The sequence below is a fragment of the Streptomyces sp. SX-6 genome (assembly GCF_059089585.1).
On record NZ_JBTHHU010000053.1, the window covers coordinates 21,139 to 35,087 of the forward strand.

Genomic DNA, 13,949 nt, shown 5'->3' on the forward strand with positions numbered 1-13,949 from the left:
TCTACGCGCGTTGTCACGCCAGTTCGTCGAGATCGAGGTCGGCGAATTCGAGCGCCGGGTCGAGTTCCGGGGTGAGGTCGACGCGCGTAGCGAAACCGGCGTGCGCCGAGAGCGCGGCCCAGACGGTCACTTCGCCCGAGGCGTCCCGCACTCCCCACTCCTGGGAGAGCGCGCTGATGATGTTGAGTCCGCGGCCGCCGCGGGCCGTCACCGAGGGAGTGGCCGGAAATGGCCGGGTGGGTCCGCCGCCGTCCGTGACCTCGACGGTGAGCCTGCCCCGCTCGTCCACACGCCAGGCGGCGAGCACGCCGCCGCTTCCGTCACCCGCTCTCGCACCGTTCTCCCGGCTCAGCGGGCGCCCGTGGCGGTACGCGTTGCTGAGCAGCTCCGAAAGGATCAACACGGCGTCGTCGATGACCGGATCCGATACCCCACCGGCGCGCAGTTCCTCGCGCATCCGGTGTCTTGCCTCGCCCACACCGGCGGGACCATGGGGTACGGCCATGATCGACGACGTGGGCACTTCCTGTGCCACCACCAACGCCACCCCCGAGACCTCCTTTGCCCCACGTCACGGGATGAATGCCCCAATGGCCTGGACCGGAAACCGGCCACCCCGGACCCGGCGGGACCCGGCGGGGGCACTCACGGGGGCCGAACACGCACCGAACGCGCCGGTGCACTCCAGGTGAGGGAAACGGGAGTGCACGGACGTGCGTCAGCGGCGCCCGAGCTGGGTGAGTACCGCTCTGGGGCGGTTGGTGATGACCGCGTCCACGCCGAGGCGCAGGCAGAGTTCGACGTCCTCCGGCGCGTCCACGGTCCATACGTGCACCCGGTGTCCCGAGCGGTGCAGCCGGGCCACGCACCCCGGGTGGTTCCGTACGATCCGGATGCTCGGCCCCGCGATGCCGACGCCCGGCGGAAGCCGGCCGTCGCGCAGGCGCGGGGAGGCGAACTGCATGAGGAACACGGTCGGAAGACCGGGAGCGCCCGCCTGCACCCTGTGCAGTGAACGGGCGGAGAAACTCATCACCCGTACGGGCGAGGGCTCGTCCTTGGGCGGCTCGGTGAGGCCGAACCGGCCGAGCAGGGCGAGCAGTTTCTCCTCGACCTGCCCGGCCCAGCGGGTGGGGTGCTTGGTCTCGATGGCCAGCTCCACACGGCGGCCCGAGTCGGCCACGAGCTCGAGAAGTCGCTCCAGGGTGAGGACGGAGGTGCTGTCGTGGTCGGGCTCCTCCTCGTCGGCGGCCTGTCCCTTCCACGACCCGAAGTCCAGCGCCGAGAGATCGGCCAGCTCGAGGGCGGAGACCGCGCCCTTGCCGTTGGACGTGCGGTTCACCCGGCGGTCGTGGACGCACACCAGATGCCCGTCCGCGGTCAGGCGCACATCGCACTCCAGGGCGTCGGCCCCGTCCTCGATCGCCTTCCGGTACGCGGCCAGCGTGTGCTCCGGTGCGTCCTCGGAGGCGCCGCGGTGGGCGACGACGGCGACGGAGTGGCGCTCGGGACGGAGCTCCCGGGCCGGGTGCGCATAGGTCACCGCGTTATCGTGCCATCGCCTGGCACAATCGCGCATGGGCCCTTTGTCCGGTTGTCGGGGCGTCCGGTTGCCGGGGCTCGGTGACGGGCGGGGAAGCCGGCCCCTGCGCACAGCCTCCGCTTACGGAGGCCTGATGCGCCATGGGGAAAGCTGGAGGGCAGGCGTGGCCCGATATCGCGATCACACCGACGTGTACCTGGTGAGGAGACAACTGTGAGCACCGAGAACGAGGGCGCCGCCGTCCCGTCCGCGGCAGGGCCGCGGGCGGAGTCTCCGACACCGCCTCCGGCGACGCCGCCCGCCGCGCCGGAGCCCGTAGCCGCTCCCGTCGCGCCGCCGACCGCGCCGCCTCAGGCCGGGCCGCCTCAGGCCCCGGCGCCGGAAGCCGCTCCCGCCGCACCCCCGGCCGCGCCGCCGCAGGCCCCGGCGCCCGGCCCGGCGGAGCAGACCGCCCAGCAGGCCGCCGTGCTCGCGGACGCCCCGCCCCAGCCCCCGCCTCCGGGCGCCGGTGGCTGGTACAACGCGGCCGGTGCGCCGCAGCCGCCGTACGGCGCTCCCGCGGGCGGCGGCCCCGGCGGCCCGTACGCCCCCTGGGGCGCCCCCGCCCCGCCGCCGCGCCGCCGGGCCGGCGGGCTCGTGGCGGCCGTCCTGGCCTCCGCCCTGATCGCGGGTGCGATCGGCGGCGGCATCGGCTACTGGGCGGCGAACAACAGCGACACCGGCTCGACGACCGTCTCCTCTGTCGGCGACCCCAAGCTGCAGAGCCGTACCCCGGGTTCCGTCGCGGACATCGCGAGCAAGGCCCTGCCGAGCGTGGTCACCATCGAGGCGCAGAGCAACAGCGGCGACGGCGGCACGGGCACCGGCTTCGTCTACGACAAGCAGGGCCACATCCTCACCAACAACCACGTGGTCGCCGCGGCCGCCGACGGCGGCAAGCTCTCGGTGACGTTCTCCAACGGCAAGCAGTACGACGCCGAGGTCATCGGCCGCGCCCAGGGTTACGACGTGGCCGTCATCAAGCTGAAGAACCCTTCCGGCGCCGAGCTCAACCCGCTTCCGCTGGGCGACTCCGACAAGGCCGCCGTCGGCGACGCGACGGTCGCGATCGGTGCGCCCTTCGGCCTGTCCGGCACGGTCACCACGGGCATCGTGAGTGCCAAGAAGCGCCCGGTGGCCTCCAGCGACGGCGCCGGCAGCGGCAACGCCTCGTACATGAGCGCCCTGCAGACCGACGCCTCGATCAACCCCGGCAACTCCGGTGGGCCGCTGCTCAATTCGCAGGGCGCCGTCATCGGCATCAACTCCGCCATCCAGTCCGCGGGCAACGGTGGCGGCTTCGGCGGCCAGGGCGGCCAGTCCGGCAGCATCGGCCTCGGCTTCGCGATCCCGATCAACCAGGCGAAGAACGTCGCCGACCAGCTGATCAGGACCGGCAAGCCGGTCTACCCGGTCATCGAGGCCACGGTGAACATGAAGGACGCCGGCGGCGGCGCCAAGATCGCGTCGAACGGCGCCAACGGCGACCGGTCGGTCACCCCCGGCGGCCCGGCCGACAAGGCCGGCCTCAAGCCGGGCGATGTGATCACCAAGCTCGACGACACCAAGATCGACAGCGGCCCCACCCTGATCAGCGAGATCTGGACCCACAAGCCCGGCACCAAGGTCACGGTGACGTACGTCCGCGACGGCAAGCAGGCGACCACCGAGGTCACCCTGGGCGAGCGCGCGGGCGACAAGTAGCGCCGGCGGAGGCAGGCTGGGGCTGCATGCGACGACCGGGCACCCGGTAGGCTGTTCCCCGCGTCGCGCCAGGTCGTGCGGCGCGGGGAGAGTTGCCCGAGCGGCCTAAGGGAACGGTCTTGAAAACCGTCGTGGCAGCGATGTCACCGTGGGTTCAAATCCCACACTCTCCGCTCTCAAATCGGCTCCCGACCAGGCATGTTGGTCGGGAGCCGTTCGCATTCGCCCGTGTTTGCGTACCCTCCCCGCATGCGTGTGCTGGTGGTGGAGGACGATCAGGAGCTGGGCGCGGCCGTGGTGGTGCGGTTGCGGGAGGCCGGGTTCGCGGTGGATCTCGCGGGGCGGCTGGCGGAGGCGGATCTCAAGCTCGCCGTCAGTGACTACGACTGCCTGGTGGTGGACCGGGGGATGCCGGACGGGGACGGACTGGCCCTGGTCCGGGGGCTGCGCCGGGCGGGCGGGCGCGTACCCGTGCTGATGCTGACCGCGATGGACGCCGTGGCGGAGCGGGTGGCCGGATTCGACGGGGGCGCGGACGACTATCTGGTCAAGCCGTTTGCCTTCGCCGAACTGGCCGCGCGTGTGGGCGCGCTGTGCCGGCGGACCGAACAGCCCCGGCTCCCGGTGGCCGTGGCCGGTGACCTCGAGGTGGATCTCGCACGGCGTCGCGTGCGGCGTGCGGGGGTGCTGCTGGCGCTCACGGCAAAAGAGTTCGCGGTGCTGGAGCTTCTGATGGCCCGCGTGGGGCAGGTGGTGCCGCGGAGCGCCCTGATCGAGTGCTGCTGGGACGAGATGGCGGATCCGAAGTCGAACGTCGTGGACGCGGTGGTCGCCCAACTGCGGCGCAAACTCGGCCCTCCCGCGGTGATCGGCACCGTGCGCGGCGTCGGCTTCGTGATCGATGGCGAGCAGTGGCAATGACGGGCGACAGCCCCGCGAAGGCGCGGCTGAAGCGGCTGCGGTGGATGCTGACCGGCCTGTTCACCCTGACCACCGCCGGGTGTCTGGTGGCCTTGGCCGCGGTCGCGGTGACGATCGACGCACGGTCCCGCGACCGCGCGCTCGACGGCGATCTGGACCGCCGGGCGTCGAGCCTGGCGCGCGCGGTGTATTACGAGCGCGGCGTCCTGCGGCTCGAGCCGCTGCGCGAGGACGAGTTGGCCGAGGGGCCGGTGGCGCTGACGGTCGTGGAGTGGGACGCGGCGGGGCGCTTGCGGCAGCGGTTCTCACAGGGGGCCGAGCTGCTGCCCGCTCCGGACGGGCTGCGCGATGCGGGTGCGCGGGTCCGGCACGAGGAGGAGGCCGTCACCGTGGGCGGCACCTCCGCCGACGGGCGGCCGGTCCGGCTGGCGGCGGCGCCGGTGTGGGACGGCGACCGCGTCGGCGCGGTGGTGGTCACCGTCGGCGATCCCGCGGCGGGGCGCGAGGACCACGAACGGCTGGTGCAGTGGCTCTTCCTGGGCTGCCTGGGGCTGGTGGTGGCGGCGGGCTGCGCCGGGCACCTGCTGTCCGGGCGGAGCATGCGGCCCGCGCTGCGGGCCCTGGAGCAGCAGGAGCAGTTCCTGTCCGAGGCCGCCCATGAGCTGCGTACCCCGCTGGCAACGCTCCGGCTGGTCACCGAGGCCGGTGCGCGGTCGCCGGGGGAACCGGAGAAGGCCGCCGAGGCGCTGGCGGACGCGACGCGGCTGGCGGACCGGATGGGCCGGCTGGTCACGGGCCTGCTGACCCGCGCGCGGATCCAGGTGGGCACGCAGGAGGTGGAGCGGACGCCGCTCCGTCTCGACCAGGTGGCCGAGCAGGTCGCCGACGAACTCCTCGCCTCCGGCGAGGCGTCCGGTGCCGAGCTGACGGTGCGCACCGAACCCACGGTGGTGCACGGCGATCCGGAACTGCTGGCCCAGGCGGTGCGCAACCTGATCGACAACGCCGTCCGGCACGGTGCGGCTCCGGGCGGACGGGCCCGCGTCGAGGTGATGGTGGCCGGGAACCGCGTGACGGTACGCGACCACGGGCCGGGGCCGGCGACGGGGCCCGCCGCGGGAACGGGCATCGGGCTGGCGATCGTACGGTGGGTCGCGGATCTGCACGGGGGTACGGCCCGTATCGGTGCCGCCCCCGGCGGCGGGGCCCTGGCCGAGCTCACGATTCCCTCATAGAGGCGTTGGCAGTGTGCCGGTATGCGAAACAAACGTGTTGCCGGTCTGGTGGCCGCTGTTGCCACGACGGCTGTCCTCGCCGTTTCCTGCCTGCCGCAGTCCGCGCCCGGCGCCACCGGCACATACCCCGCGGTGGTGCGCGTGGACCAGGTCGGTTACACGCCCGGCGAGGCCAAGTACGCCTACCTCATGACCTCCCGCCCCGCACCCGGGGCGCCGTTCCGGGTGATCGACGCCTCCGGCAGGGAGGTGCTGTCCGGTACGGCCGGGGCCGCCACGGGCGGCTGGAACGGCGCCTACCGGTCCGTACGGATCCTGGACCTGTCCCGTCTCAAGGCGCCCGGCGACTACCGGATCGAGGTGACCGGCGACGTCGAGGCGGCCTCGCCGGGGTTCCGGGTGGCGCCCGCGGAGAAGCTGTTCGGCAAGGTGATCCAGGACAACGTCCGCTTCTTCACGGCCCAGCGTGACGGGGCCGACGTCGACCCGGGTGTGCTGCACCGCAAGCCCTCGCACCTGGCCGACCGCCGGGCCACCGTGTACAACGCCCCCGACTACGGCGGCGATGACAAGCAACTGGTCAAGCCGCTCGAGCCGGTTGGCGGTCCCGTCGACGTGTCCGGCGGCTGGTTCGACGCCGGTGACTTCCTGAAGTTCACCCACACCGCGTCCTACTCCACCGCCAACCTCCTGCTGGCCCAGCGCACCGGACGGGCCGGCGGCGAGCGGCTCGCGGCCGAGGCCCGCCACGGGCTGGACTGGCTGGACAAGATGTGGGACGACTCCTCCCGCACCCTCTACGTCCAGGTCGGCATAGGCAAGGGCGACACCGAGGACGGCACCGGAAAGATCCGCTCCGACCACGACGTCTGGCGGCTGCCCGAGGCCGATGACGCGTTGCGGGTCCGCCCCGGCGACCCCGACCACACGATCAAGCACCGCCCGGTCTTCCGTGCGGCCCCGCCGGGCAGGCCCGTCAGCCCCAACCTCGCGGGCCGGGTGGCCGCGGCGTTCGCGCTGGCGGCGCAGCTGGACGCCGAGGACGAACCGGTGCGGGCCCGCGCGGAGTTGGCGAAGGCCGCGCACGTCTACGCCCTCGCCGACACCGCCCCCAAGGGGCAGCTGACCACCGCGTTCCCGCACAGCTTCTACCCCGAGGAGTCCTGGCAGGACGACATGGAGTTCGGTGCGGCCGAACTGGCGCTGGCCGCCCGGGCGTTGGGCGACGGCCGGGCGCGGGAGTGGTCGCGCCAGGCCGGGCACTGGGCCAGGGCGTACCTGGACTCGGACGCGCTCGGCACCCTGGGGCTGGGTGACGTCAGCGCCCTGGGCCATGCGGATCTGGTCAGGCTGATCGACGACGGGCTCGGCGGCGGGCTCGGCGGCGGCGAGGTCGGCCGCGCGCAGCTCGTCGGCGATCTCAAGCGGCAGCTGGAGGACGGGCGTTCCCGTTCGGTGCGCGACCCCTTCCGTGCGGGGGCCGTCTACACCGAGTTCGACTCCGTGCCGCACACCTTCGGCCTGGCCGCCACCGCGCGGCTCTACCGCCAGGTCACCGGTGACTCGCGTTACGACGCCTTCGCCACCCAGCAGCGCAACTGGGTGCTGGGGGCCAACGCCTGGGGGTCGTCCTTCGTCATCGGCGCGGGGACGACCTTCCCGCGCTGTCCCGAGCATCAGGCCGCCAATCTCACGGGTGACGTCCTGGCCGGGACGGTGGTCAACGGTCCCAACGCCGCGGACAAGCTCAAGGACCCCAACTCCCTGCCCGGCATGCGCACATGCCCGGCCGGCGGGGGCAACGCCTTCGCGCCGTTCGACGGCCGGGGCGCGGGCTACGCGGACAACGTCGGTGCCTGGCAGACGGTCGAGGCCGCGGACGACTTCACGGCCACCGGGCTGTTGGCGCTGGCCTTGGCGGGGTGATCAGGGGTACGTGGTCAGCGGTGCCATTTCTCCGGTGCGGCGTCGTAACACGCGTCGCACACGGGGAACACCCGGTCTCCCCGCAGCGGAACCGCTACTCCCAGGCAGAGCCCCGGGTACGCCTCTCCCGAGCAGATGTGGGCGCTGCCGTGCACCACCGTGCACAGACAGTGACATGGCTCGTTCTGCTCGACCGACGCGATGTGGGCCGGGTGTGTGCCCCGGGCGCGGTGGAGGAGCTGCATGGCGTCACCGCCTTTCGGTCCTCTCCATCCATGGGACATCCGCTGTCCGTGGCCGTCAAATCTCCTGGATTCGACGATGATGAGCGGTTCGCGAAGTCTGTCTGCATGACAGGGAGTTGTCGGCTGGAAGGGGAAATGCTCCTCGAGTAAGGCACGCGTAAATTACGTGATCTCAGGGTTGTGATCCGGCCATGGCCCGAGAAATGATCTTGAAGCCCCTGTTCGGCATGACCGGGGGATTCGGGGGGTTGTGCGTGGTCCGGTGCTGACCGGGTGCGTCGTGACGCCCCGTGGTCATGTACTCGAGAACTGGATTATTTGTGAAGACCAGCATGCACATCCGCGTCGCGACCGCTTCGGTGATGGCCGCTGTGGCCCTCGGTGTCGCCGCACCGCTCGCTTCCGCCACCGAGGCCAAGCACGAGCACGCGGTCGCCACGATCGCGGCGGCCCACGCCTTCGAGCAGTCCGCCGGCGTGCCGAAGATCAAGACCGAGGGCCTGGACGCCCGTCTGGCCGCTCTGTCGAAGCACCGCACGACGGAGCAGGTCGTCGCGGCGATGTACCCGGGCGACAAGGCCGCGCAGGCCACCACGCTCCGCGTGCTGCGCGGCGAGGCGCCCGCCGGTGCGCACGGCCTCGCGGCCGGGAGCGTGTGGGGCAAGGCATGGAAGTACACCAAGTGCGTGGCGGCCGTCGGCGCGGCCTTCATCCCGGCCGGCAAGGCGTACAAGGCCATCAAGGAGCTCGGTGGTGTGACGGAGGCGGCCAAGCTGCTGATCGCTGCCCGCGACATGAACGCGTTCCAGCGTGCCGCGGGCAATGTCGCGCTGGACATCCTGGGTGTCTCCGCTATCCGCGACAACTGCTTCTAATTGCGGCGCATTGACCGACGCGTGAAGGGGGAGGGCGACCGACCATCGCCCTCCCCCTTCTGCCGTCTCTGTCGTCCCTCAGTCCTGCGCGCGGAACTCCCGGTACAGCAATGCGGCGTTGACCAGCGAGAAGACCACGGCCAGCACGCCGAGCCAGAACCAGAACGAGGTCACCGCGGGACTGCTCAGGGCGTCGAGGTTCGCGATGGCGATGCCGAGCGCGAACACCCCGGCCGTCCGGGCCTTCCGGCGCCGGGTCCGCGCGGTACGGCGCGGGCCGTCGGCGAGCCCGGCCGCGTAGAGCTCGACGTCGCCGAACTCGTCCTGCGCGGACGGCCCGTTCGCGGCCGCGAGGTGGGAGCGGACCTCCGCGACGTGCTCACGGGCCTCGTGTGCCGTCATGCCGTGCCGGCCGCGCAGCAGCCCGTCCAGCTGTCGCAGCCACTCCTCGCCGTCCTCGCCCCGGGACGGGGCGAACCAGCGGTCGGCCGTGGTGTCCGGCAGGCGGTGGGCGCCCGCCATCAGCGCTACGGAGAGCGCCAGCAGGACCGGCACGGGCAGCGAGAACAACGCGTCGTCGGACAGGAGCTCGAGGGCCGCCACCGCGGCCACGCATGCCGCGGCCATCACGCCGAAGCAGATCCGTACGGCCGCCAGGCGGCCCGCGGCGCGCAGGGCGAGCGCGAAGCTGATCACCAGGGCGAAGGCGGTGAGGGCGGCGAGGGTCGTGACGGACGCGGGTGACACGTCGGCCCAGAGGCCGTCGCGGAGCCAGCGCGCCAAGGACAGAACGGAACCCAGGAATCCGGTCGCCACCAGGGTGTTGGTGAACCGCTCACCGGGTGTCGAGCCCTCCAGGTCGGCGGTGCTCGCCTGCGTCGCGTCGATCCGCTCGGCCGCGACGGTTTCCGCGTACTGGACGGGGTCGCCGAACAGGTCCTGTGCGGTCCTGCCGGTCTCCGCCACCATCTCGTGTGCCTCGGCGAGGACTTGGCCGGCGAGCCCCTTGGGCGGATCGAAGTCCAGGACCAGGCGGAGTTCGAAGGTGGCGGCCCACTGCGCGTCGTCCTTGCGTGTCCACCGGAGTGCCGTCTTCGTCATGATCCTTGTCCCCCTGACAGTGCCGTCACCGTGGCGTTGAACGCGGTCCACGCGGTCCGTTGGTCCGCGAGGCGCTGACGCCCTTCATCGGTGATGCGGTAGTACTTGCGCCCCGGTCCGTTCTCCCCGGCCGCCCACTCCACCTCCACCGCGCCCTCCTCCGCCAGGCGGTTCAGCGCGGGGTAGAGGGTGGCGGGCTTCACGGTGTCCAGGCCCGCCTCCGCAAGGCGGTTGAGCAAGGCGTAGCCGTAGCCGGCCCCTTCGGCATCGAGGATGCCGAGCAGGCACAACTGCAGCAGCGCGCGGGTCCACGCCGCATGAGGTGCCGTCACCGACGCCGCCTCCTTCTCCGGGAACTCGACTAGTTCGAGAATCAGACTAGTCTGGAGATCGTGAAGTGTCACGCGCGCGGGTCCGGTCCGGGGTCGCACGCACAACCGGAGCCGCTGTGTGCACAATTCGCACCCCTGGCAGCCCACCGGTGCGCCGCCACAGGAGTGGCGACGGAACCGCCCGTCCCGCCGACACTCGTATTCCCCAACACGAGGGAGGCGCATGATGCACGGCATAACCATGGCCAGGCGACTGGGCATCTGGGCGGGTTCCGCCGCTCTGCTGGCCACGGCGGCGGTCACCGGGCCCACGGCGGGCCGGGCCCACGCCGCCACCGGTGACCTGAGCTGTTCCGGGCAGTTCAGGATGACGTTCACGCCAGGGCTCAAGCCCGGCGGGAGCGCGACGATCAGCGTCGCTGCGTCGCTCGGCAACTGCACGTCGGCCAACGGCAAGTACGCCAATCTGAAGGCCGCCACCGGGAGCGGCACCGGTACGGCCACCGCCAACGGAAGCGGGCCGGGGCCCTGCGGCCTGCTGTTCAGCGGCAGCGGCACCGGGACGATCACATGGACCGGTGCCAATGTGCCGGCCAGCACGGTCTCGTTCACGGTGAGCACCGACCCCTCCACCGGGGCGGTCTCCTTCAAGTGCGTGATCACTGGCGGAACGCTGAACGGCGACGGGGATGTCGTGGCACCCGTCATCACGGCCACCACCTGCTCCACAAACAACGGCATGGGGATGATGGGCGCCAACATCGCGGTCAGCTTCAGCTGAGGCCGGTACCGCGGAATGAGCGGCCGGGCGCTTCTGTTGATCAAGGCTGACAGCAGCGAGCCCGTCAACAGGAGCGACCCATGCCGCACATCGCCGTCGACTACTCCGAGGGCATCGCCAGTGCCCTCGACCGCCGTGGTTTCGCGAACGCGCTGCACCCGCTGACTGCTGAGATCCTCGACACGCCGCTCGAGAGCTGCAAGACCCGCTTCCGGCGCGTGGAAGAAGCCGTCGTGGGCGACGGATCGCCGGAACACGCACTGATACACGTCGACATCGCGATCCTGCCGGGACGCAGTGCGCGGACGAAGGCGGAACTGAGCGGGGCCGTCCTCGCGCTGGTGCGCGAGCACACGGCCTCCGCGACGGACGTGGTGGTGCACGCGTCCGTGGACGTGAACGACCTGAGCGAGGCGTACGCCAAGCACGTCGGGTAGGGCTACCGGGGGACGGGCCATGGGGAAACAGCTGGGCACCTTCGCCGACGAGGCGGCGCGTACGCGCTTCCTGGCCGCCTACGACCGGGCGATGGAGTCCTGGCCGGGGCCGCGCGAGGAACGGGACGTGCCGACGGGCTTCGGGCGCACCCGGGTGTACTGCTACGGCACCTCCGGGGACCGTACGCCGGTCGTGCTGCTGCACGGTCAGCAGGCGTCACCCGCAGAATGGGGGCCCGCCGTCGCGGCGTTGGCCGAGGGCGGCCGTCCCGTGCTGGCCGTCGACCGGGTCGGCGAGCCCGGGTACAGCACGCAGACCGCGCCGATCCGTACGGCGGACGCGATGGCGGCGTGGCTGGAGGAGACGCTCGCCGGGCTCGGCCTGGAGCGCGCGCATCTGGTCGGGCACTCGTACGGCGGCTGGGTGGCGCTCAACCACGCCGTACGGCAGCCGGGGCGCGTCGCCTCGGTCACCGCGTACGAGCCGCCGCGTGCGCTTGCTCCGCTGCGGCCGGGCTTCGTGTTGGGCGCCGTTGCCGGATCCTCGTTTCGCTCGGAGGGCTTCCTGCGCCGCTGGCTCACGGGCGTCCTCGGGGACATGGGGGTTCTTCCTGAGGAGGCCGAGGCACAGGTGACGGTGACGGTCGAGGCGATGCGCGGGTACCGGATGCGGTTGCTGCCTCCGCAGCGCATGAGCGACGCGGAGTTGCGGGCGGTGCCGGTGCCGACCCTGATCCTGCTGGGCGGTGCGGATGTCGTCGTGGACTCGCGCCGTGCGGTGGAGCGGGTACGGCGGTTGATCCCCGGGGTGCGGGCGGAGATCGTGCCGGGGGCGGGGCACGGGATTCCGGTGCGGGTGTTCAACAGTCGGGTGCCGAGGTTCCTCGATGGGGTGTAGCCGACGTCGCCGGGTGCGGCGCCGCGGCAGGGCACGCCCCTTCGGGGCGTAGGGATACCCTCCCGCACCACCCGTGGCTCGGAATCCAGGAGTTGGGCTCTCCAGTAGGGGCTGGGCGCCGTCGGCGGCTTTGCGCCGGGGGCGGCGGCGCCCAGCTTGTCACGACGCGCTTCGCCGTACCGACGGCAGCAGGGTCAGGTGCGTGCCCGGCCGTCCGGCGCGGCGGCGGGCCACCGTGGGGCAGGCGTTGCCGGCCGCGCCGGCCGCCCGCCACGGGTCGCCGCGCCGCTTGGCGTGGTACATGGCCTCGTCCGCGCCGCGCAGCAGGTCGGAGAAGCCCGCACCGGGGTGGTGCGCGGTGTGGCAGAGGCCGATGGAGGCCCGCGGGGCCAGAGTGACACCGCCGGCGTCGAGCGGTGTGGAGAGCAAGGCCGAGAGCCCGTAGGTGAGTTCGGCGTCCAGGTCCGAGTCGGGGGCGAGCCGGACCAGGGCCGTGAACTCGTCGCCGCCCAGGCGGGCGGCGAAGCCGCCGTGGCCTTCGCACCACACCTGCAGCCTGCGGCCGACGGCGGCGAGGACCCGGTCGCCGGCCTCGTGGCCGTGGGTGTCGTTGATCTGCTTGAAGCTGTTGAGGTCGAGGAGCAGGACGGCGGCATGCGGACGCCGGATGGCCCGCAGCGCTCGGGAGGTGAACGCGTCCCGGCACATCAGGCCGGTGAGCGGATCCGTGCGAGCGGTACGGAGCCTGCGGACCAGGACAAAGGCGTGTGTCGCCCAGCCGACGGCGGGAGCGGCGATCGGCAGTGCCTGGAGTATGAGGTTCATCGGGCACCTTCCTGTGCGGTCGCTGTGCGGTGGAGGCCCCGTCGCCCGGGCCTGGCGACGGGCGGGCCGAAGCGTTCGCGCTCTCGTGGTCCGCAGAAGCGTTCGGCGGTCGGTGCGGCCCGGGGAAAACGAGGAGCCAATGCTGGAGGTCCCCCGTTTCCACCGGGCATCAGCCGTGGTGGGGACGGGGAAATCCCTTGGATTCGCCGGGAGTCGGCGCGCCCGGCCCATCGATTGCTCCTGCAGTTCTGCTGAAACGATTCGCGGCTTGGTGTGTATGGGATGTGGGGTGGTGATGGGGTGCCGTGCCGAACCTTGAAGGCAGAGTGGAGGTTTATTCCGAGACGGTCATGCTTGCGAGGGAATGGGGAGCAGTGGGGGGTTCGGTGGAGATTCGGTGGGCAATTCTGGTCTCGCGACGTCGAGCAACCCCGCCGGGTGGACGGCCAACCACCCGGCACAGACGAGTAGTTCCGTTCGTGGAGGAATGACATGGCAAGCACCCGCACTGCCGCCCGAGTTCTCGCCGCCGTAGCCGCGCTTCCGATGGCGGTCCTGTTCTTCTCCGGCATGGCTCACGCCGACGACGGCCACCACGGCCAGGCCGCGAACCGCGGATCCAACACGGCTGTCGCAGGCGTCGTGGGGAGTGGCGTCCAGGGGAGCAACCACGGCCAATCGACGACCACCCAGCAGGTGGCCACAGGACGCGGCGCCACGGCACAGAGCAATACCGCGAACGTCCAAGGCAGCGGAGAAACCAAGATCGTCCAGGAGAACGTGAAGGTCGTCTTCACGTCGATGATCAACGACAACGGTGACCGCGACGACGACCACGACTTCTTCCGGGGGCACCACGACTTCCACTGAGCCGGACACCGGGGGGTGCCGGGGGGAGTGGTGACACAAAGGACAGGGTCTGATGGACCGCGGGGGGGGCCCCCCCCCCCCCCCCCCCCCCCTCGCCCGGTGGGCTGGACGCGCGGCCAGGAGACGGAGAAGCGGTAGGCGCCCAGGCCGAGTCCGGACATGAGGCGGACGTCCTCGTGGTGCCGGTGGCGGTGGTCGTCCGCCGTGTCCCCGGTGT

At 71.9% G+C, this 13,949-nt stretch carries 14 protein-coding genes, 1 tRNA gene and 2 pseudogenes; 10 read left to right on the forward strand and 7 right to left on the reverse strand.

The window, feature by feature from the left end:
- Nucleotides 1–13: 13 nt before the first annotated feature.
- Together ACV530_RS35215 and ACV530_RS35220 are read right to left on the reverse strand one after the other, a co-directional pair.
- Nucleotides 14–649: pseudogene (locus ACV530_RS35215) on the reverse strand (ATP-binding protein).
- Between the two features lie 69 nt (nt 650–718).
- Complete coding sequence (locus tag ACV530_RS35220; protein WP_494336796.1) at nt 719–1,543, reverse strand: glycerophosphodiester phosphodiesterase; 825 nt, start codon at nt 1,541–1,543, stop codon at nt 719–721.
- A 213-nt stretch (nt 1,544–1,756) separates the two neighbouring features.
- Here ACV530_RS35220 and ACV530_RS35225 point away from each other — a divergent pair, with 213 nt between their 5' ends.
- The 5 genes from ACV530_RS35225 (at nt 1,757) to ACV530_RS35245 (ending at nt 7,368) form a co-directional block, all read left to right on the forward strand.
- Nucleotides 1,757–3,286 (forward strand): S1C family serine protease, encoded by a 1,530-nt coding sequence (locus tag ACV530_RS35225; RefSeq protein ID WP_494336797.1) that lies wholly within the window; start codon nt 1,757–1,759, stop codon nt 3,284–3,286.
- 86 nt (nt 3,287–3,372) lie between these two features.
- A tRNA-Ser gene (locus ACV530_RS35230) sits at nt 3,373–3,459 on the forward strand.
- Between the two features lie 76 nt (nt 3,460–3,535).
- Nucleotides 3,536–4,207 (forward strand): response regulator transcription factor, encoded by a 672-nt coding sequence (locus ACV530_RS35235; protein ID WP_494336798.1) that lies wholly within the window; start codon nt 3,536–3,538, stop codon nt 4,205–4,207.
- Nucleotides 4,204–5,442, forward strand: coding sequence for a sensor histidine kinase (locus ACV530_RS35240; RefSeq protein WP_494336799.1), 1,239 nt, complete (start codon nt 4,204–4,206; stop codon nt 5,440–5,442). The genes ACV530_RS35235 and ACV530_RS35240 overlap by 4 nt, the downstream gene beginning before the upstream one ends.
- 21 nt (nt 5,443–5,463) lie before the next feature.
- A complete protein-coding gene (locus ACV530_RS35245) occupies nt 5,464–7,368 on the forward strand; it encodes a glycoside hydrolase family 9 protein (RefSeq protein ID WP_494336800.1) in 1,905 nt (634 codons plus the stop codon).
- Between the two features lie 14 nt (nt 7,369–7,382).
- On the opposite strand, the gene ACV530_RS35250 is transcribed toward ACV530_RS35245, so the two are convergent.
- Nucleotides 7,383–7,613 (reverse strand): hypothetical protein, encoded by a 231-nt coding sequence (locus ACV530_RS35250; protein ID WP_494336801.1) that lies wholly within the window; start codon nt 7,611–7,613, stop codon nt 7,383–7,385.
- A gap of 320 nt (nt 7,614–7,933) precedes the next feature.
- Here ACV530_RS35250 and ACV530_RS35255 point away from each other — a divergent pair, with 320 nt between their 5' ends.
- Complete coding sequence (locus tag ACV530_RS35255; RefSeq protein WP_494336802.1) at nt 7,934–8,488, forward strand: hypothetical protein; 555 nt, start codon at nt 7,934–7,936, stop codon at nt 8,486–8,488.
- 78 nt (nt 8,489–8,566) lie between these two features.
- Here ACV530_RS35255 and ACV530_RS35260 read toward each other — a convergent pair whose 3' ends face one another.
- Both ACV530_RS35260 and ACV530_RS35265 read right to left on the reverse strand, forming a co-directional pair.
- Nucleotides 8,567–9,589: a hypothetical protein gene (locus ACV530_RS35260; RefSeq protein WP_494336803.1), complete on the reverse strand. Its 1,023-nt coding sequence runs from the start codon at nt 9,587–9,589 to the stop codon at nt 8,567–8,569.
- Nucleotides 9,586–9,921 (reverse strand): PadR family transcriptional regulator, encoded by a 336-nt coding sequence (locus ACV530_RS35265; protein WP_494336804.1) that lies wholly within the window; start codon nt 9,919–9,921, stop codon nt 9,586–9,588. The genes ACV530_RS35260 and ACV530_RS35265 overlap by 4 nt, the downstream gene beginning before the upstream one ends.
- 223 nt (nt 9,922–10,144) lie before the next feature.
- On the opposite strand from ACV530_RS35265, the gene ACV530_RS35270 reads away from it, so the two are divergent.
- The 3 genes from ACV530_RS35270 to ACV530_RS35280 all read left to right on the forward strand — a co-directional run bounded on the left by ACV530_RS35270 (nt 10,145) and on the right by ACV530_RS35280 (nt 12,037).
- A complete protein-coding gene (locus ACV530_RS35270) occupies nt 10,145–10,702 on the forward strand; it encodes a hypothetical protein (protein ID WP_494336805.1) in 558 nt (185 codons plus the stop codon).
- An 80-nt stretch (nt 10,703–10,782) separates the two neighbouring features.
- A complete protein-coding gene (locus ACV530_RS35275) occupies nt 10,783–11,139 on the forward strand; it encodes a 5-carboxymethyl-2-hydroxymuconate Delta-isomerase (RefSeq protein ID WP_494336806.1) in 357 nt (118 codons plus the stop codon).
- 19 nt (nt 11,140–11,158) lie between these two features.
- Complete coding sequence (locus tag ACV530_RS35280; protein ID WP_494336807.1) at nt 11,159–12,037, forward strand: alpha/beta fold hydrolase; 879 nt, start codon at nt 11,159–11,161, stop codon at nt 12,035–12,037.
- A gap of 159 nt (nt 12,038–12,196) precedes the next feature.
- Here ACV530_RS35280 and ACV530_RS35285 read toward each other — a convergent pair whose 3' ends face one another.
- Nucleotides 12,197–12,862, reverse strand: coding sequence for a GGDEF domain-containing protein (locus ACV530_RS35285; RefSeq protein ID WP_494336808.1), 666 nt, complete (start codon nt 12,860–12,862; stop codon nt 12,197–12,199).
- A 492-nt stretch (nt 12,863–13,354) separates the two neighbouring features.
- Between ACV530_RS35285 and ACV530_RS35290 the strand changes: the two genes are divergently transcribed.
- Complete coding sequence (locus ACV530_RS35290) at nt 13,355–13,732, forward strand: hypothetical protein (protein ID WP_494336809.1); 378 nt, start codon at nt 13,355–13,357, stop codon at nt 13,730–13,732.
- Between the two features lie 89 nt (nt 13,733–13,821).
- Here ACV530_RS35290 and ACV530_RS35295 read toward each other — a convergent pair.
- Nucleotides 13,822–13,949: pseudogene (locus ACV530_RS35295) on the reverse strand (family 1 glycosylhydrolase); the annotation flags it as partial.

What these genes read in the sequence shown, in the direction of transcription:
- ACV530_RS35275 (WP_494336806.1), top strand. Translation starts at nt 10,783, where the DNA reads ATGCCGCACATCGCCGTCGACTACTCCGAGGGCATCGCCAGTGCCCTC.
- ACV530_RS35240 (WP_494336799.1), top strand. Translation starts at nt 4,204, where the DNA reads ATGACGGGCGACAGCCCCGCGAAGGCGCGGCTGAAGCGGCTGCGGTGG.
- ACV530_RS35270 (WP_494336805.1), top strand. Translation starts at nt 10,145, where the DNA reads ATGATGCACGGCATAACCATGGCCAGGCGACTGGGCATCTGGGCGGGT.
- ACV530_RS35245 (WP_494336800.1), top strand. Translation starts at nt 5,464, where the DNA reads ATGCGAAACAAACGTGTTGCCGGTCTGGTGGCCGCTGTTGCCACGACG.
- ACV530_RS35290 (WP_494336809.1), top strand. Translation starts at nt 13,355, where the DNA reads ATGGCAAGCACCCGCACTGCCGCCCGAGTTCTCGCCGCCGTAGCCGCG.
- ACV530_RS35280 (WP_494336807.1), top strand. Translation starts at nt 11,159, where the DNA reads ATGGGGAAACAGCTGGGCACCTTCGCCGACGAGGCGGCGCGTACGCGC.
- ACV530_RS35285 (WP_494336808.1), bottom strand. Translation starts at nt 12,862, where the DNA reads ATGAACCTCATACTCCAGGCACTGCCGATCGCCGCTCCCGCCGTCGGC.
- ACV530_RS35250 (WP_494336801.1), bottom strand. Translation starts at nt 7,613, where the DNA reads ATGCAGCTCCTCCACCGCGCCCGGGGCACACACCCGGCCCACATCGCG.
- ACV530_RS35260 (WP_494336803.1), bottom strand. Translation starts at nt 9,589, where the DNA reads ATGACGAAGACGGCACTCCGGTGGACACGCAAGGACGACGCGCAGTGG.
- ACV530_RS35235 (WP_494336798.1), top strand. Translation starts at nt 3,536, where the DNA reads ATGCGTGTGCTGGTGGTGGAGGACGATCAGGAGCTGGGCGCGGCCGTG.